This is a genomic window from Haladaptatus sp. CMSO5 (genome assembly GCF_036689885.1).
In the GTDB taxonomy this organism is placed as follows: Archaea; Halobacteriota; Halobacteria; order Halobacteriales; family Halococcaceae; genus QDMS2.
In genome coordinates this window covers 104,130-121,509 of the sequence record NZ_JBAHVW010000001.1, presented here as the reverse complement: position 1 = coordinate 121,509, position 17,380 = coordinate 104,130, and the positions used below count along the sequence as shown (strand labels likewise).

21 protein-coding genes are annotated in these 17,380 nt (G+C 62.0%); 14 read left to right on the top strand and 7 right to left on the bottom strand.

Annotated elements, in window-relative coordinates; all coding sequences use genetic code 11:
• Positions 1 to 9: 9 nt before the first annotated feature.
• The 10 genes from V5N12_RS00615 to V5N12_RS00570 all read left to right on the top strand — a co-directional run bounded on the left by V5N12_RS00615 (position 10) and on the right by V5N12_RS00570 (position 8,907).
• Positions 10 to 1,029 (top strand): lysylphosphatidylglycerol synthase transmembrane domain-containing protein, encoded by a 1,020-nt coding sequence (locus V5N12_RS00615; RefSeq protein WP_332897215.1) that lies wholly within the window; start codon positions 10 to 12, stop codon positions 1,027 to 1,029.
• A gap of 39 nt (positions 1,030 to 1,068) precedes the next feature.
• Complete coding sequence (locus tag V5N12_RS00610; protein ID WP_332897214.1) at positions 1,069 to 1,524, top strand: 30S ribosomal protein S19e; 456 nt, start codon at positions 1,069 to 1,071, stop codon at positions 1,522 to 1,524.
• Positions 1,525 to 1,606: 82 nt separating this feature from the next.
• Entirely contained in the window at positions 1,607 to 1,960 is a 354-nt protein-coding gene (locus V5N12_RS00605; RefSeq protein ID WP_332897213.1) for a DNA-binding protein, read from the top strand.
• The gene (locus V5N12_RS00600; RefSeq protein WP_332897212.1) at positions 1,960 to 2,550 is read left to right on the top strand and encodes a DUF7411 family protein; all 591 of its coding nucleotides are present in this window, start codon (positions 1,960 to 1,962) and stop codon (positions 2,548 to 2,550) included. Before V5N12_RS00605 ends, V5N12_RS00600 begins: the two co-directional genes overlap by 1 nt.
• Before the next feature lie 40 nt (positions 2,551 to 2,590).
• Positions 2,591 to 3,895 carry a histidine--tRNA ligase gene (hisS, locus tag V5N12_RS00595; protein WP_332897211.1) on the top strand — a complete coding sequence of 435 codons (1,305 nt, stop codon included), beginning with the start codon at positions 2,591 to 2,593 and terminating at the stop codon, positions 3,893 to 3,895.
• Between the two features lie 47 nt (positions 3,896 to 3,942).
• A complete protein-coding gene (truA, locus tag V5N12_RS00590; protein WP_332897210.1) occupies positions 3,943 to 4,755 on the top strand; it encodes a tRNA pseudouridine(38-40) synthase TruA in 813 nt (270 codons plus the stop codon).
• A gap of 37 nt (positions 4,756 to 4,792) precedes the next feature.
• Positions 4,793 to 6,580: an oligoendopeptidase F gene (pepF, locus tag V5N12_RS00585; protein ID WP_332897209.1), complete on the top strand. Its 1,788-nt coding sequence runs from the start codon at positions 4,793 to 4,795 to the stop codon at positions 6,578 to 6,580.
• 116 nt (positions 6,581 to 6,696) lie between these two features.
• On the top strand, positions 6,697 to 7,917 hold the full coding sequence (gene pan2, locus V5N12_RS00580; protein WP_332897208.1) for a proteasome-activating nucleotidase Pan2: 1,221 nt from the start codon (positions 6,697 to 6,699) through the stop codon (positions 7,915 to 7,917).
• Positions 7,918 to 7,962: 45 nt separating this feature from the next.
• On the top strand, positions 7,963 to 8,442 hold the full coding sequence (locus V5N12_RS00575; RefSeq protein ID WP_332897207.1) for a pyruvoyl-dependent arginine decarboxylase: 480 nt from the start codon (positions 7,963 to 7,965) through the stop codon (positions 8,440 to 8,442).
• 81 nt (positions 8,443 to 8,523) lie between these two features.
• On the top strand, positions 8,524 to 8,907 hold the full coding sequence (locus tag V5N12_RS00570) for a DUF5811 family protein (RefSeq protein ID WP_332897206.1): 384 nt from the start codon (positions 8,524 to 8,526) through the stop codon (positions 8,905 to 8,907).
• On the opposite strand, the gene V5N12_RS00565 is transcribed toward V5N12_RS00570, so the two are convergent.
• From V5N12_RS00565 to V5N12_RS00550, 4 genes are all read right to left on the bottom strand, one after another.
• Positions 8,876 to 9,133, bottom strand: coding sequence for a hypothetical protein (locus V5N12_RS00565; RefSeq protein WP_332897205.1), 258 nt, complete (start codon positions 9,131 to 9,133; stop codon positions 8,876 to 8,878). The two genes, V5N12_RS00570 and V5N12_RS00565, sit on opposite strands and share 32 nt — an antisense overlap.
• Before the next feature lie 79 nt (positions 9,134 to 9,212).
• Positions 9,213 to 9,863, bottom strand: coding sequence for a hypothetical protein (locus V5N12_RS00560; RefSeq protein WP_332897204.1), 651 nt, complete (start codon positions 9,861 to 9,863; stop codon positions 9,213 to 9,215).
• A gap of 69 nt (positions 9,864 to 9,932) precedes the next feature.
• The gene (gene infB, locus V5N12_RS00555; RefSeq protein WP_332897203.1) at positions 9,933 to 11,732 is read right to left on the bottom strand and encodes a translation initiation factor IF-2; all 1,800 of its coding nucleotides are present in this window, start codon (positions 11,730 to 11,732) and stop codon (positions 9,933 to 9,935) included.
• A gap of 156 nt (positions 11,733 to 11,888) precedes the next feature.
• A complete protein-coding gene (locus tag V5N12_RS00550) occupies positions 11,889 to 12,416 on the bottom strand; it encodes a cupredoxin domain-containing protein (RefSeq protein ID WP_332897202.1) in 528 nt (175 codons plus the stop codon).
• Between the two features lie 106 nt (positions 12,417 to 12,522).
• On the opposite strand from V5N12_RS00550, the gene V5N12_RS00545 reads away from it, so the two are divergent.
• The gene (locus V5N12_RS00545) at positions 12,523 to 12,768 is read left to right on the top strand and encodes a PRC-barrel domain-containing protein (RefSeq protein ID WP_332897201.1); all 246 of its coding nucleotides are present in this window, start codon (positions 12,523 to 12,525) and stop codon (positions 12,766 to 12,768) included.
• Positions 12,769 to 13,233 carry an NOB1 family endonuclease gene (locus V5N12_RS00540; RefSeq protein ID WP_332897200.1) on the top strand — a complete coding sequence of 155 codons (465 nt, stop codon included), beginning with the start codon at positions 12,769 to 12,771 and terminating at the stop codon, positions 13,231 to 13,233.
• Here V5N12_RS00540 and V5N12_RS00535 read toward each other — a convergent pair.
• Genes V5N12_RS00535 through V5N12_RS00525 form a run of 3 tightly spaced genes read right to left on the bottom strand, consistent with a single transcriptional unit; the run spans position 13,230 to position 15,835 of the window.
• Positions 13,230 to 13,376, bottom strand: a complete 147-nt coding sequence (locus V5N12_RS00535) for a CopG family transcriptional regulator (RefSeq protein WP_332897199.1) — start codon at positions 13,374 to 13,376, stop codon at positions 13,230 to 13,232. The genes V5N12_RS00540 and V5N12_RS00535 overlap by 4 nt on opposite strands.
• Positions 13,377 to 13,408: 32 nt before the next feature.
• A complete protein-coding gene (locus V5N12_RS00530; protein ID WP_332897198.1) occupies positions 13,409 to 14,506 on the bottom strand; it encodes a CPBP family intramembrane glutamic endopeptidase in 1,098 nt (365 codons plus the stop codon).
• A 39-nt stretch (positions 14,507 to 14,545) separates the two neighbouring features.
• Positions 14,546 to 15,835: a glucose-6-phosphate isomerase gene (locus V5N12_RS00525; RefSeq protein ID WP_332897197.1), complete on the bottom strand. Its 1,290-nt coding sequence runs from the start codon at positions 15,833 to 15,835 to the stop codon at positions 14,546 to 14,548.
• Positions 15,836 to 15,982: 147 nt separating this feature from the next.
• Between V5N12_RS00525 and V5N12_RS00520 the strand changes: the two genes are divergently transcribed.
• A complete protein-coding gene (locus tag V5N12_RS00520) occupies positions 15,983 to 16,540 on the top strand; it encodes a hypothetical protein (RefSeq protein ID WP_332897196.1) in 558 nt (185 codons plus the stop codon).
• 42 nt (positions 16,541 to 16,582) lie between these two features.
• On the top strand, positions 16,583 to 17,377 hold the full coding sequence (locus V5N12_RS00515) for a helix-turn-helix transcriptional regulator (RefSeq protein WP_332897195.1): 795 nt from the start codon (positions 16,583 to 16,585) through the stop codon (positions 17,375 to 17,377).
• Positions 17,378 to 17,380 lie beyond the last annotated feature (3 nt).

Sequence of the window (17,380 nt, the reverse complement as noted above, 5' to 3'; positions counted from 1 at the left end):
TCTGACCAAATGGGCCTCGACGCCGACGTTCGCACCATCATCCTCGGATTTCTGAGCGCGCTCGTCGTTCTCGCCGTGGTGTTCTGGCTCGTTGGTATCGACGCCATCGTCGCAGCACTCTCAACGGCCAATCCGGTGATTTTCCTCGGCGTGCTCGTCTCCGGGGCGGTCTGGATTGTGGCGTGGGGGCTTGCGCTCTGGACGGTCGTGAACGTGCTCAACGGCCCGATGAGCGCGGCTCGTGCCATCTTGCTCTATTCTGCGGCCATCTTCGCGAACAACATCACGCCGTTTGGGCAGGCCGGTGGCGAACCGTTCAGCGCCCTCCTCATCTCGCGGACGACGAAGACGGAGTACGAAACTGGCCTTGCCGCCATCGCCAGCGTCGATACGCTCAACTTTGTGCCCTCGATTGGCCTCGGCCTGTTCGCCGTTGGCTATTTTCTGACAACGGCAACCGTCGGCGGCCGCCTCGAAGTCGCTATCGTCGCCGTTGGCGTGCTCGCGGTTGCCGTCCCCGTCGCGGGCTTTCTCCTCTGGCAGAACCGTGAGACGGTGAAAAGCTGGATTGTGAATGCACTCACTCCGACCGCGCGCCTCATCGCGCGCGTGCTCCCGCGCGTCGAACCGCCAGAGCGAGAAGGCGTTATCCGGCGCATCGACAGTTTCTTTGGCTCCATCGAGCGCGTCGCGTCGAGTCGGTGGTCGCTCGCGCGTGCGCTTGGCTTCTCTGCGCTCGGGTGGGTCGCGCTCTCGACCTCGCTCTGGTTCGCACTGTTCTCGCTCGGTCACGCCGTCCCCTTCCCGGTGGTGTTGCTCGTCATCCCGCTCGGGAGCGTCGCGAGCATCACGCCGCTGCCCGGTGGCCTCGGCGGCGTTGAGGCGGTCTTGGTTGGGTTGCTCGTTCCGGTGACGAGCATCGACCCGGCGACGGCAGGGGCGGCGGTGGTGCTCCACCGGCTTGGCACCTACTGGTTACCAACCGCGCTTGGCGGCGGGGTAACCGCAGTCATCGCCAACCGGACGTGAAACAGTGAATTTAAACCTCGTGCGAAGGAAGGCGTAGCCATGCCAACGCTCTATGACGTGCCGGCAGATGCGCTTATCGAGGCGCTCGCCGAACGTCTTGCAGACGAAGTCGAGGAGCCCGAATGGGCCGCCGTCGCAAAGACCGGCTCGGACCGAGAACTGCCGCCAGAACAGGACAACTTCTGGCACATTCGCGCCGCGAGTCTGCTCCGCAAAGTCGCCACCGACGGCCCCGTCGGCGTCGACCGTCTCTCGACGGCCTACGGGAAGACCAAGAAGGGGTCGAACCGCTACCAAGTCGCTCCCGCCCACAAAGGCTCGGGCAGCAAGAAAATCATCCGCACCATCCTCCAGCAACTAGAGGATGCGGGCTACGTCGGCACCGAAGGCAGCGCCGGGCGCATCGTCACCGCCGAAGGCCGCAGCCTGCTCGACTCCGTCGCGGGCGACGTTCTTTCGGACTTAGACCGCCCCGACCTCGAACGCTACGCCTAAGTCCGTCTGCCGGCGGTCTTGAGGCTTTCTGCGTTCTGAGCGCTCCGTAATTGTTTTGGCGACCAATCTATAAGTGACAGCCATGAGTGGCGCACCGAACGAAGATGACCTTGAGGAGCTTCGACGCAAGAAAATGCAGCAACTACAGGACCAACAGGGCCAGGGCGGAGCCAACAAGGCCGCCCAGGAAGCCCAGCGACAGCAGGCAGAAGCCCAGAAGACCGCCCTGCTTCGCCAGTACCTGACCGACGGCGCGCGCAAGCGGCTCAACTCTGTGCGCATGTCGAAACCGGACTTCGCAGACCAAGTCGAACAACAGATTCTCGCCCTCGCCCAGAGCGGCCGTCTCGACGGACGCATCGACGAAGACCAGATGAAAAACCTCCTGCGTGAACTGAAACCCGACGACAAGAGCTTCAACATCCGTCGTCGCTGATGGAGGTCGGCTTACTGTTCAGCGGTGGGAAAGACTCCTCGCTCACCGCGTTGCTTTTAGACGAATTTTTCGACGTGACGCTCGTGAGCGCGCACTTCGAGGTGACCGGCGCGTGGAAACACGCCAGAAAAACCGCCACCGCCCTCGGCTATGACTTCGAGGAGGTGCTGCTCGACCGAGAGATTGCGCGGACGGCGGTTGAGCAGATGGTCGAAGACGGCTTTCCGCGAAACGGCATCCAGCAGGTTCACCGCCACACCTTAGAGACTGTCGCGGCGATGGAATTTGACGCCATCGCAGACGGCACGCGCCGCGACGATCGCGTCCCGAGCGTCTCGCGCGCCCAAGCCCAGAGCTTAGAGGATCGCCACGGCATCGACTACCTCGCCCCGCTGACCGGCATCGGGCGCAACGCGGTCGATAAAATGGTCGAAAAGACGCTCGAAATCGAGAGCGGGCCGAGCGAGGAGATTCCGAAAGGCGACTACGAGGTCGATTTGCGCGCGCTGATGGCCGAGCTGTACGACGACGAGACCGTCTCGCAGGTGTTCCCCGCCCACACCCAGACGCGCGTTGTCGCGCGGCGCTAGAACAAAAGGCTTCAAGCGACCCCTGCCCCAACGGGCGGGCATGTACGACCGCATCAAGGGCTTTCGGGATTTCTACCCCGACGAGATGCAGGCCTACCGCGCCACCTTCGACACGCTCGAAGCCACGGCCAAAGGCTACGGCTTCCGTGAAATCGGAACGCCCGCGCTCGAACGCACGCAGATGTACGTGGACAAGTCCGGCGAGGAAATTGTCGAGGAACTGTACAGCTTCGAGGACAAGGGCGGGCGCGACATTGCGCTCACGCCGGAGCTGACGCCGACCGTCGCGCGGATGGTCGTCGCCAAACAACAAGAACTCTCGAAGCCAATCAAGTGGTTCTCGACGCGCCCCTTCTGGCGCTACGAGCAGGTTCAACAGGGTCGCTTTCGCGAATTCTACCAAACCAACATCGACATCTTTGGCTCCGCAGAACCGGAGGCGGACGCTGAGATTATCGCTACCGCCGCAGATGCGCTCACCAACCTCGGCCTCGAAAACGATGACTTCGAGTTCCGCGTCTCCCACCGCGACATTTTGGGAGGACTCCTCGAATCGTTCGACGCAGACGTTGACACCGAGGAAGCCATCCGCACGGTGGACAAGAGCGACAAAATCAGCCACGCCGAGTACATGAACCTGCTCGTCGCGGCGGGCCTCTCCGCTGAGCAGGCAGAGCAGTTCGATGACCTGCTTGAGTGCGACCCGGACGAGTTAGACGATCTCATCGAGTTCGCGGGAACCGAGCGCGTCGAGAACGCGGTCACCAACCTTCAAGAAGTCCTCGCCGCCGCAGACGACTTTGGCGCGCGCGAGTACTGCACCCTCTCGCTCGAAACCGCCCGCGGGCTCGACTACTACACGGGCGTCGTCTTCGAGTGCTTCGACTCAACTGGGGAAGTAAGCCGCGCCGTGTTCGGCGGCGGGCGCTACGACGACCTCATCGAAGGCTTCGGTGGCCAGCCAACCCCCGCCGTCGGATTCGCCGTCGGTGACGCAACGCTCTCGCTGCTCCTCCAGCGCGCGGGTGTCTGGCCCGAAGAAGAACTCTCAACTGACTACTACGTCCTGCAAGTCGGTGACACGCGCAAAGAGGCCGCGAACATCGCCCGCGCGCTCCGCGAGCAGGGCCACGTCGTGGAATCTGACGTGTCGAGCCGGAGCTTCGGCGCGCAGATGGGGTACGCAGACTCCATCAACGCAACAACCGTCGTCATCGTCGGCGAGCAAGACCTCGCAAACGACGAAGTCACGCTGAAGGACATGAAATCGGGCGACCAAGTGCAGGTTCCGGTCGCAGGCTTCCCCGAGGAGTACGACGAACCGCGCGTCGCTGACTTCGAATAGCCGATACAATCTAGTACGCTTTTAGTTCGCTCTCCCAACGCTGAGCCATGCGCGCGTTTCGGGTCGCCTACGACGGGAAGCAGTACCGCGGCTTCCAGCGCCAGCCACACGGACAGACCGTCGAAGATACCATTTTTCGGAATCTCAAAAAACTCGGTGCGATGCCGGAAGACGCCCGTGTTCCACCGTACTACGCAGGCTCGGGTCGGACGGACGCAGGCGTCTCTGCGCTCGGACAAACCGTTGCCTTCGAGTGTCCAGATTGGCTCACACCACGGGCGTTCAACGGCGAGTTGCCCGCGTCGATTCGTGCGTGGGCGATGGCGGAGGTTCCGGAGAACTTTCACGCGACCCACGACGCGACGCGGCGTCACTACACCTACCATCTCTACGCGCCCGACCGGTCTTGTGACCACGTTTCCGCGCTTCTCGCTACACTCACGGGCGCACACGACTATCACAACTTCACGCCCGACTCGCGCAACACTGAACGCGTCGTCGAGGCAACCGTCGAACGCGCCGGTGACTTTCTCGTGCTCGAAATCTCGTCGGATGGTTTTCCACGCCAGTTCGTCCGGCGGTTCGTGACCGTGGTCGAAGAGGTTTCGACGGGCCAGCGCCCTCGCTCTTTCATCGACCGGGCGCTCTCCGATGAGGTGCTGTCGGGTGGGGACGGCATCGGCCCGGCGGCTCCAGAACCGCTCGTGTTGCGCCATGTCGAGTACCCGATGCTCGACTTCGTGGTGGACGAGCAAGCGGCGAAAAGCGCCCGTCGTGTGTTCACCGCAGACGCCGAGTATCACCGGGCGGCAACCCGCGTTGCAGACCAGCTTCGGGCGGGCGTGTCGGGCGAAAACTGACCGAAGGCTTACTTCCCTCTCTGTATAAGAGTGAGCCATGAGTTCGGTTCCCGAACGAAGTGAAATCTCTGCTGAGCACAAGTGGGACCTCGACAGCCTCTTTGCCTCCGTCGAAACGTGGGAGGAGCGCTACGAATCGGCCGCCGCCCAAATCTCTGACTTAGAGGAGTACGAAGGGCACGTCACCGACGACGCGGAGACGCTTCTTGCGATTCTCCGGCTCCGCGAAGACGTGATGCGGACGGTGTCGAACGTGGCGTCGTTCGCCCGCATGCGCCGCGACGAAGACACCCGCGACCAGGACGCTCAAGCCCTGCTTGGCAAGGCACAGACGCTCATCTCACAAGCCTCCAGTGCAGCGAGCTACATCGAGCCAGAGCTTCAACAGTCCTCTACCGAGCAACTAGAGGCGTTCATGGAAGCGGAACAAGCGCTCGCGGAGTACGACCACTACTTCGACGAAGTGCTGCGGATGAAGCCCCACACCCGCTCTGCTGAGGTCGAAAACCTGCTCGCAGAACTCGGCGAGGTGACCGGTGCGTCCGGTGAGATTTACAACATGCTCACCAACGCAGACCTCACGTTCCCCGCTGTCGAACACGACGGCGACGAGATTTCGATTACTCAGAGCAACTTCACCAAGCTCCAGCAGGAACAAGACCGCGAACTTCGCCGCAAGGTGTACGAGACGTTCTACGGCGAGTGGGAGACCATCCGCAACGCGGTTGGCTCGTCGTACAAAAACAGCGTGAAAGCCGACGTGAAACTCGCCAGAGCGCACAACTACGACTCCGCGCGCGAAGCGGCTCTCGACTCCTCGAACATCCCCGTCTCGGTGTACGACAACCTGCTGTCGGTGGTGCGCGACAACCTCGACTTGCTTCACCAGCACGCGGAACTCAAGCGCGACAGCCTCGGCGTCGACGAACTCCAGATGTGGGACATCTACATGCCGATGGTGGACTCAGAGACTCCTGAGATTCCGTACGACCAAGCCTGTGAGTACATCATCGACGCGGTCGCGCCACTCGGTTCGGACTACCAGTCGCGGCTCACGAAGGGCCTCGATTCGCGCTGGGTTGACGTCTACGAGAACAAGGGTAAGCAGTCGGGTGCGTACTCTGGGGGCACCTACGACTCCCAGCCGTTCATCCTGATGAACTACCAAGACGACATCTCCTCGATGTTCACGCTCGCCCACGAACTCGGCCACTCGCTGCACTCTGAGTACACGAGCGACTCCCAGCCGTACGTCTACAGCGGCTACGAAATCTTCGTCGCCGAGGTGGCGAGTACGGTCAACGAGACATTGTTGACCCACCATCTGCTCGACACGGTCGAAGACGAGAACCTGCGTCGACACATCTTAAACGAGTACCTAGAACGGTTCCGCTCGACGCTCTATCGTCAGACGATGTTCGCTGACTTCGAACACCAGACGCACAAGTTGGTCGAAGACGGCGAACCGCTCACGCCAGACCGCTTAGACGGACTCTACCGCGACCTGAAAAAGGAGTTCTACGAGCCAGCGGTCGTAGACGACCACATCGCGCGTGAGTGGATGCGCATCCCGCACTTCTACCGCGCCTTCTACGTCTACCAGTATTCGACGGGTATCAGCGCGGCGGTCGCGCTCGCAGAAGGGATTTTAGACGGCGGCGACGACGCCGCAACCGACTATATCGACTTCCTGCGCGGAGGCTCTGCGGCCTATCCGCTCGAACTCCTGCGTGGGGCGGGCGTCGATATGGCCTCGCCAGAGCCAGTCGAAGCCGCGCTCTCGGTGTACGGCGACTATCTCGACGAGTTCGCCAGCCTGCAGTAATCACCGCCATTTTTCGAGTGCAGGCGGTCGATTTTCACGTTTCCAAGCAAGTGTTGCCGAAATCAACCGCGACCCAAAAGCACTTCTAACGGTGAGTTCTTAGTCGGCGTTGTCTGATGTCACGTAGTCCCTCTCTCCCTGACAGGCCGCGGTTGGATTTGGATAGCGACCTGTCTGAAGACGAGCGTCTCGCGGTTCTCGAAGACCACTTCACCGAAATACTGCAAGTGAACCGCGAACTCGGAGAACAGATAGAGAAAACCAAAGCACACGGCCAGACGTTGCGCGATGATATTTCGCGACTCGAACGCGAAAACGAGGCGCTGAAGACGGCATCGCTGTACCTCGCTACCATCGAAGACATCACCGAGGACGGTGTCGTCATCAAGCAACACGGCAACAATCAGGAAGTGTTCGTCGAGGTTTCGGAGCAGCTCAAAGAGCGCCTCGAAGCCGGCGACCGTGTCGCTATCAACGATTCGTTTGGAATTCAGACGCGCCTCGAACAGGAAACCGACGCCCGCGCACAGGCGATGGAAGTCACCGCCAACCCGCAGGTGTCCTACGAGGACATCGGCGGCATTGACGACCAAGTCCGCGAAGTGCGCGAAACCGTCGAACTGCCGCTCGTGAACCCAGAGCAGTTCGAAGAAGTCGGGATTACGCCACCGGGTGGCGTCCTCCTATACGGCCCACCGGGCACGGGGAAGACGATGCTCGCGAAAGCCGTCGCCAACCAGACCGACGCCACCTTCATCAAGATGGCCGGTTCGGAACTCGTCCAGAAGTTCATCGGCGAAGGCTCACGGCTCGTCCGCGACCTGTTCAAACTCGCCGCAGAGAAAGAACCCGCGGTCATCTTCATCGACGAAATCGACGCCGTTGCGAGCAAGCGGACGGACTCGAAAACGTCGGGTGACGCCGAAGTCCAGCGCACCATGATGCAGTTGCTCTCCGAGATGGACGGTTTCGACGACCGTGGCGACATCCGCATCATCGCGGCGACTAACCGCTACGACATGCTCGACACCGCCATCCTTCGGCCGGGTCGGTTCGACCGCCTCATCGAGGTTCCCGCACCGGAAGAGGAGGGTCGCCACCAGATTCTCCAGATTCACACCCGCGGGATGAATCTGGCAGAGGAGATTGACTTCGAGACGCTCGCAGCTGAAACGGAGGGATTCAGCGGCGCAGAACTCGAAAGTCTGACCACTGAAGCCGGGATGTTCGCACTACGTGACGAGCGGACGGAAGTCGAGATGGCAGATTTCGATGCCGCCCTCGAGAAACTCACGTCCGAAGAGGAGACGGTCGGCCAGCCGGTTGCGTTCTACTGAGGGAGAATCGTAACCGCTTACGTTGTTTCGCTGTTTTCCACACCTATGAGTCACATCCGCGTCGTCTGGGGGACGGCGAGCGCACCCACCCCCATGGCCTCGTTCGACGCCGCGCTCAGAGAGGCCAACATCCACAACTACAACCTCGTCACCGTCTCGTCGGTGATTCCAGACGACGTGGCCGTCGAAGCCGTCGGCACGGCACCCGACCTCGGGCCCGTCGGAAATCGCCTGACAGTGGTCGAAGGCAAGGCAACCGTCGCACCTGCTTCTGGTGACACCGCCGTCGCGGCACTCGCATGGGCACAGACGCCTTCGGGGAAAGGCATCTTCTACGAAGCGTCGGGACACGACCCAGCGGACGTGCGCACCCGGGTCGAAGAAGGGCTGGAAGCGGGCAAAGCCATCCGCAACTGGGAGTTTGGCGAGACGAACGTGCAACTCGCGTCCGCACCGGCCGATTCGACCGAGTACGTCACCGCGCTCGTGGTGGCCGCCTACGGCGAGAGCGAGCCAATCATCTGATAGCCGACACAACCGTGCGAACCACTCGCACGCCGTCGGAGGGTTTTTACCTCAGTAGTTGCTACGAACGATAGCAATTTTATGTATGGAAACACCCCGTATGCGGGCGACGACAGCACCGACCGGGCAGCACAGGCCGTGCTGACGCCCGACCAGCGCCGAGAACTCCGGCGGGGCGTCGTCGGTGTTGCGACGCGAACGCGGGCGTTTCTGCCCGACGAGTACGTCATCGGCACGGAGCTCACCGCCGGACTCGACGGTACGCCCCACGCCCTCGTGGCAGTCCACCCGCCGATTGGCTCGCCCGTAAGCGCCGGCATCTCGCCGGACGACGACGACTTCGAGCGCGAAGGCGGCATCATCAGCGCCGAAGACCGCGAAGAAGTCGCTCGCAGCCTCGCCGCACAGGCGGCGCTGCAGGTCAAACAATCGCTCAATTCTGACGTTGACGCGACGGCCCGGTAGCCGGGTCGGGCGGATTATAAAACAAGACGTAGCCCATCGCCGCGAGCACCGGCAGTGCGCCGAGCAACACGGCGAGGTACATCGGCACCGCGAACCACCAGCCTGCAACGACACCTACGACGAGCCCGACTGGAATCACCACGAGCACGGCGTCGTACGCCGTCTCGCCGGGCCAGACGGCCACGACGAGCGAGAGCAGGCGGTGGCCCAGTCGCTTCAGTACCATTGTATCCAAGTGACCGACTGAACCCTTTTAGCAGTGGCGGCTAGCGGTCAGCTATCTCGGTGTGTGACTCGGATTCAACTCAGCCGGACCACGCAACGATCGTTTCCCTGAATTGAGAGTCGAATACGATACTGACATCCGTTGCGTCGATACGCTCTGACACCTCAAAAACCGCGGTTCCTGACAGTTGCTCGTCTGGCTCAACCACGCTTCCTTCTGCGTTCCAGCGACCCGTGGTTGGCACGTCGTCCATCTCGCGGATTCGAATTGAGGGGTCGAACACGGGGTGTCTAACGCTGTGGGTTTCACGGCTGCTCGCCTCGCCATCGAACACCGTGAACACTGGGCCAGCAATCGGACGGAGTTCGTCTGCGGTGTTGGAGAAGGTCAACGGAGCGAACAGCAATGCGTCCCCGTCGGGCATCGTGTACGTTTCTCCGTCATGGTCAAAGGTCGTCGAGATAGCTGGCGTGCCAACTGTAATTTCGAGTCCAGAAAACGCATATGAGTCGCCAAACGCTCGTGTTTCATCGGGCTTGGTAGTGGTTGGCTTGCTCGTCTCTGTTGGTGTCGATTCCGTCGTCGTTGTTGCGGGCGTTGTCGCAGTCGTTTGGCTCGTCGTCTGTATCGTGGTTTGCTCTGTCGGCTGTTGAGTTTCGTCGCTCTCTGAGAGACAACCGGCCAAGGCAACGAGACTCCCGAGCAGGAGCGTTCGTCGCGTGAGGGGCATGATGAAAACTACAAACTGTTGTCACTTAGCTCTTTTCGCGGGCCACACTCGCAAAACCGATTTCTGAGGCTACTTCCCCCAGAACGGGTCGCGCTTGCGGTGTTTCTGGAGGTACATGCTGAGCGCCTCGCGCTCGTCTGCCGGGATGTCCTCTTTCAGCTCTTGTTCGAGAATCTTCGCGTGTTTCTCGGGGAGTTCCGCCCAGAGCGTGTCGCCTTCGTCGATTTGGCGGCCAACGGTTGGGCCGTCGATGGCGACGCTCACGCGGGTTCCGGCGCGGGCTTCGTCTACGTCTTCGCCCTGTTCTTGGATGCCCTTGACCATGCCGACGCGCTTCGGTTCTGCGCCTTCGAAGTCAACGACCGGGGTGTTGCGCTTGAGCGTTCCCGAGAGCACTTCGACGCCGACCACGGCCGGGTTCGACTGGCGGAAGACGTGGTCTTGGAGAATCTGGAAGCGTGCCGGGCGGCGAATCTTGTCGAGGACGGCCGTTTGCTGGGCGCGCTTGATCTCATCGACGTGTTCCTCGTAGTCCTCGATGAGTTGGTAGATGACGTCGGATTCGAAGATTTTGACCTCCGATTCCTCTGCGCGGCGTTCTGCGTCGTCTAAGATGCCGACGTTGAACGCGAGGATGACGCGATTCAGCTCTTCGTCTGCGGTGGAGGCGACGGAGATGTCGCGCGGGGCAACGTCACCGACCTCGGCGCGCATGATGGGCACCTCTGCCTCCTTGAGTGCGCTCGCAATTGCTTCGAGGCTGCCGAGGGTGTCGGCTTTCACGACCACACCGTCGTCTTGGGTGTGGACGTCGATTTCGGAGAGTTCGGCTTCGACTTCCTCGATGACCTCCTCGATTGGGCGGTCGCGGACGACGCGCACGGGTGCACCGGCCATCGCGTCGTCTAAGTCGGGGGCGGCGATTTTGATACCCGCTGCCGCGGTCACCTCGTCGAAGCGGTCGAAGCGTTTCTCGGTGCGAATCTCGGTGAGCGGGCGCGGTTTCAGCAAGGCGCGCACGTCGGTCACGATGGGGTCGTTTTTCCCACCGACGACGATGGTGTCGCCTTCGCGTACGCTCCCGTTGTAGAGCACCACGTCGAGGGTTGCGCCAAAGCCGCGTTCTTCTTTGACTTCGAGGACCGTCCCCGCGCCGGGGCCGGTCACGTCGATTTCCATGGCCTCTTTCATGTAGCGCTGGGAGAGGCCCATCAGGACGGTCAGGAGGTCGGCCACGCCTTCGCCGGTGAGCGCGGAGACGGGGACGACACCGATGTTCTTCTGGAAGTTCTGGACGCGCCAGTAGAAATCGGCCGAGAAGCCCGCGTCGCTCATGTTGCCGATGACTTCGTAGAGTTTCTGCTCTAGCTTCTGGCGGGCGCGGTCTGACTGCTTGTCGAACGTCGCCTGTACGGGCGCGTCTGGCTGGGCGTTCCAGCCGGGCGTGGTGTCGATTTTGTTCGCCGCGACGATGAAGGGTGTCTGGGTGCGTTTCAGGATGTCGATGGCTTCGAGCGTCTGGGGCTGGAAGCCGTCGTTTACGTCCACGACGAGCACGGCGATGTCTGCGAGCGCCCCACCGCGCGAGCGGAGCGTCGAAAACGAGTGGTGACCCGGCGTGTCGATGAACAGCAAGCCCGGCAGGTCGAAGTCATCGGGGTTGACGAGGTCACCGGCGATGTCAGAGATGACCTCTAGGGGGACGGCCGTCGCCCCGATGTGCTGGGTAATCGCACCGGCTTCGCCTTCGATGACGGCGGAGCCGCGAATCTTGTCGAGCAGACTCGTCTTGCCGTGGTCTACGTGACCGAGGACGGCGACGATGGGAGTCCGCAGTGAATGTGTATCTGGTGTGTTATTGTCCGACATGAAATCCACCCGTAACAAAGGTTCTTACCTAGACCAGCAATTCTCCGCTTAAAAGTCTTTCAAAAGGGTGTACACGTGGGTGTCGCTGTCCAAGTTCGCTCGTGGCTCTCCGACAACAGGGACGGTGAACGGCGACCGTGTCGCCGTGTTCCGGCGCTATTCGACGACTTCGAGGATGCCTTCCATCCCAAAGCTCTGGTGGGGCGCACAGTAGTATTCGTACGTGCCGGGAACGTCGAAGGTGAAACTGAACTCCTCGCCCTTACTGTACGTGGTGCCGTCACCGCCGGGAGTTCCCTCCCAATTCGCCCCGTCTGGTTGCGAACGCGGGCGCACGTTGTGACCAGACGAATCCCACGTCCACGTCACCTCGCCGCCGACTTTGACCGACGCGCGGGTGGGCGAAAAGCGTAGGTTGCCGCCTTGGCCGACCGTGATGGTGATGGCCGACTGGACGGGCGTTTGTTCTGCGGTCGTAGTCGTCGCCTCAGTGGTGGTTTCGCTGGTCGTCGTGGTCGCTTCGGTCGTGGTCGTCTCTTGGGCAGTTGTGGTCTCGGTGGTGGTTTCGCTGGTTGTGGTCGTCGCCGTTGTCGTCGTCTCTTCGCCACCGCCGCCGCTACACCCGGCGAGAAACGAGAGCGAAGCGACCGTGACGCCGCGTTTGAGGAGGGTTCGTCTATCCATAACCCAGGATACGGAGTGTCGATGTATCAACGTTTGCTACGGTGTTGGCCGACGGGTGTCAGACATCCCCGTGCCGTTTATATGAATTGGCTCGGAACTGGTGGGTATGCCCGAAATACTCGCCGAGAATCTGTCGGGGAAGGCCGTGATGGGCTCAGACGGGGCTGAAATCGGGATGCTCTACAACATCACGATGGACCTCAAAACGGGGTCGCTCCACGAACTCATCGTCGAACCAACAGAACAGACCAACACGCGCAACGTTGATTTCAGCGTCAACGACAGCGGGCGGTTCAAGGTGCCCGTAAACCGCGTCCAGGCAGTCAAAGACCACATCGTCATCCGTCGTTAAATGCACGTTCTCGACACGTCCGCTTTTATCCACGAGTATCATACGCAAGCGAAGAAGGCCTCTATCCCGCTCGTCCGCGAGGAGCTTGAAGCCGAACACGCCTTCCGTTTCGACGCGATGGAAGGCGCTGGGATGTACATCCACATCCCCGACGAGCAGTCGGTCGAAACCGTCGAGCGCGCCGCGCGCAAGTCGGGCGACTTAGCCGAGCTCTCAGATACGGACATCCGGCTGATTGCGGCGGCCTACGAACTCGAAGGCATTCTCGTCACCGACGACTACGCGATGCAGAACGTCGCAGAGCGCCTCGAAGTCACCGTCGAGGTCATCGCACAGGACGGCATTGACCAACAGCGCGACTGGAAGTTCCAGTGTCAGGGCTGTGGCCGCGTCTATGATGAGAACAAAGACCGCTGTCCGATTTGCGGCACTGGACTCACCCGTAAGAATCCAAGTAGTGCCTAATCGAGCGAGGAAAGCCCGGCAGAAATCAACTGCCTGAGCACCTCTTCTTCCGTGAGACCGTACTCTTGCGCCAGCCGAGCGACCTGCTCTGCAAGATGGTCCTCACAGACGAGTGAGTAGTGGCGCATGAGGGTTTGTACCACACTTTGACATATAAATTTCCGTCAGACAACCGTCAGACCGGGCTGCCAGCCAGCTGGATGTAGAGTTGGAAGAATTGGACTGCGTTGAACGTTCCGTGAATCAGAATGGGGACGACGAGGTTGCCGGTTCGCCGGTAGGTCTCACCGAGCAGCAGCGAGAGGATGAAAATCACGACGAGCGTCGTGAACGTAGAGGCGGGGTTCGTCGCGCTGTAGTACTGGGGAATGTGGATGAGCGCGAAGATACAGCTTGCGACGACGACGGCCGCGCGCTCTGAGAAGCTGTCGTAGAGCGATTTTTGGACGATGTTGCGGAACACGAGTTCCTCGCCCGGGCCGATGACGAGCCACGACAGCGGAATGAGCACGAGCAACAGCGTCGGATTCCCCTCGCGCGCTTGTTGCTCGATACTACTCTCTGCGCCCGACAGCCCGAGCGATTGGAGCAGGATGCTGATGGCGATTGCCGCGCCATAGAGCACGACCACGCCACCGACGGCGTAGGCGAGGTCGCGTTTGCTCGGCATCCGAATGTCGATGTAGTCGAGGCCAATCTCCCGGAGTTTCAGATACGCAATCGCAGAGAGGGCGAGTCCGAGGCCGAAGAAGGTTGTGAACACGCCGAACTGGACGGCGAAGCCAACGTCTGCGACAATCGAGGTTGGGATGATAGAAAGTGCCATCCCGACGAGGAAACTGATGAGGCCGACCGCAGACGCAATCGCCACGTCGCGAACCATCCGTGAGAGGCGCTTTGCGGAGATGTCCGCGCCGTCTGCGACCGCCGCCCCGAGGGCGAACAGCCCGGAAAACGCGGCGACTGGGAGGCCGCTGCCGAGCGCTCCAGCGGTTGCATCGGTGAGCGCCGGCGCGAGAAGCGTGTAGATGGCGGCACAGACGACGGCACCGCTTGCGAGTCCCGCGAGGGGCGCGCCCCATGCCCGGGGGAGCAGTTCGTGGCGGCGAAGGAGGAAGGCGAGCAGGGCAACGCCGGCGAGAGCGGCTCCGACAACGCTGCCGACGGTGAGGCCAGCGACGGTCGTTCCCGCGCCCATCCACGGGAGGAACGCGGCGGCGAGGGCGACGCCCGCGAGCGCGACCCCTACGCTGGCCGCAGGGCTCTGTGACATACCGGGTGGTAGGCGGGGACGGCTAAAATCGCTACGGTCTCACTGAATCCAATACGGTTCTTTGTCCGCGACGGCCTGCGCTTCTTCGAAGTCGCCACCACCGAGCAGGCCGCGGGCGGCGCGCTTGCCCCACTCGACTGCGGGCTGGGTGAACGTCTCGACGCCGTAGAGTTCGCCCGCGAGCACACACGCGGCTTCCATCTGGTAGAGCAGGTTCCCGATACCTTCCGCATCGACGCGGTCGAGTTCGATGCGGACGTTCGGCTGGTTCGCCGCCGCGAGCGAGGCTTCGGTCGCGCGGAACTCGGCGTCTAAGAGGTCGCCAAGCGAGTTCCCACTGAGGTAGGCAAGCTCTTCTGCGTCGGTCTCCGGAATCTCGCGGTCTTCGCGGTCGCGCGGGCGAACGAGCGTCACGAGCTTGTCGTTCGGCCCGGCGCGGTACAGTTGGAGTTGTGAGTGCTGGTCGGTCGCTCCGAGCGCGCGCACCGGCGTCTGGCCCATGCCGTCTTTACCCAAGCTTTCGGCCCAGAGCTGGGCGAACCACTCGGCGAACGGCTCTAGCGCCTCTGCGTAGGGCACCATCGCGTTGATGCGCGCCCCCCGGAGGTCAAGCGCGTAGGCAATCGCGCCGTAGGCGTAGGCAGGCGAGTCGAACAGCGACCCAGAGAGCGACTCCATCGCATCTCTACCACCTTCGAGGACGCCTTCGATGTCGCCGCCCATGATGGCCGCCGGGACGAGCCCGACCGCAGAGAGTGCAGAGAACCGGCCCGGAACGCCGTCAGGAACCTTGAGCGTCGGGAGGTCGTAGGCGTTTGCGAGTTCCCGGAGCGGTCCCTCGTCACCCGTCGTCACGAGCGTCCTGCTGGCCCAATCGACGCCTGCGGTTTCCATCGCGTCGCGGACGATGAGGAAGGTGGCGAGCGTTTCGACGGTCGTGCCCGAGCGCGAGACGACGTTGACGGCGGTTTTGTCGAGCGGGAGGTTGTCGAGGACGGCGGAGGTGTGTTCGGGGTCAACGTTGTCGAGGACGTAGGCGTTCTCGATGCCGAGTGCGGTGGAGATGGTGGCCGCACCGAGGGCGCTCCCACCGATACCGACGGTGAGGACGGCTTCTGCGTCCGTGAGCGAGGAGACGGCGTCACGAATCTCGGCTGCGTCCGTTCGCTGCGGGAGGTTGAGCGCTTCGTAGCCGTGTTCGTGCGCAGTGCGGCCCTGTTCGATGCGTTCGTGGGCGAGCGCGACACGCGCATCTAATCGTTCTAGGGCCGCTTCGGTCACACCGGGCTTTGCGACCGAGGCGAGTGCGTTTCCGACGTCCAGGTGCATAGGGAACCCCTCGGGTGGAAGGATAAAATGATTGGTGTATCACGGCCGTGAGAGGTATGCGACAGAAGCTGTCAGCCGCCGTCTCCGGTTGCCCGACAGAACGAGCATATCGCGTGGTTTAATCGGGTCGCTCGCCAACGTCGGGTCATGACAGCCGGTGGTACCAACGAGTCGGACGACGCCTACCGTGGCGTGCTCGGCGCGATTCCCTACGCGCTTCGGGCGAGCGACTCACTGCTGTTTCGGTCGTACGTCGTCGTTGGCTCGCTCGCCTCGGTGCTCGTCACGCTCATCATCACGTTCGCGCTTATCGTACTCATCGCCGCCACGTCGAACGTTCCCGGCGGTTCGCTCACTCTCTCGCGGTCGTTCTACGTCGTCATCGGGATTCTCGTCCTCGGCCCGCTGCTCGCACCCATCCTCTTTGTCGCCCGTCGCCACCGCCGCAACCTGCCCGTGAGCGACAACTACGACACGTTCCTCGCGGTTGCAGGCTACGTGTTTCTGTGCTCGCTCTACATCGGCCTCGTCATCTCGGTGCCAGAGTGCTTCGTCCTCGATGGCCAGCTGACGTGTCGTGACCCACCAACCGGGCTGTTTGCGCCGGTAATCTCTCTCCTCTATGCACTGCCACCACTCACGAGCCTACTGCCACCGCTTCTGGCCGCTCTCCTTATCTTTGCAGTCCATCGCCGCCTGCGTTAAAATTTGTCAACGGTTTAAGTGTGGGCCCTCCTAGCATCCACCATGGGCACAGCCTTCGACGACTTGGCGTTTCTCGCCGGGTCTGAGAATCGGCCTGCCGTTTTACTCGCCGTCACAGAGCGACCGCACACCCGAGACGAACTCGAAGCAGAGACTGGAGCATCTCGCGTGACGCTCGGCCGCATTCTCGCAGACCTCACCGACCGGGGGTGGATACGTCGTCGTGGGCGACAGTACGAGGTGACCGGGCTTGGTCGCCTCGTCGCCAACGCGTACAAGACATTTTTCGAAACCATGGAGACGGTCGCCCAGCTGAAGCCACTCGCGCCGTGGCTGCCGGTCGAGGACTTCGGCTTCGACATCGACCGACTCGAGGACGCTTCGGTGACCGTCCCCACGCACTCAGACCCGCTTGCACCCTACCGTCGCGCCGCTCACACTCAGCGCCAAGCGTCGTCGCTTACGGTGCTCACGAACGCAACCGCCCCCCAGAACATCGAGGTCATCTGGCGGCGCACCACCGCCGGTGACCTGACCATCGACGCCATCCTCACCCACGATGTCATCGACACCATCCAGAACGACGAGCAGATGGCGTCCATGTTCCGCGATATTTTGGCCTCCGGACAGGCGGAAATCCGGCGCTACAACGGCGAGATTCCGTTCATCGTCGCCGTGGCTGACGACCTCGTCGATATTGCGATTGCCGACGAAGGCGGCCTCCCTCGGGGACTTATCCAGGTCGTAGACGAGGAGGTGCGGTCGTGGGCAGAACAGACCATCGCCCGGTATCGGGAGCAATCGATGGAGCTGTCGGTCGAGTCGTTTACTGGCTGAGGC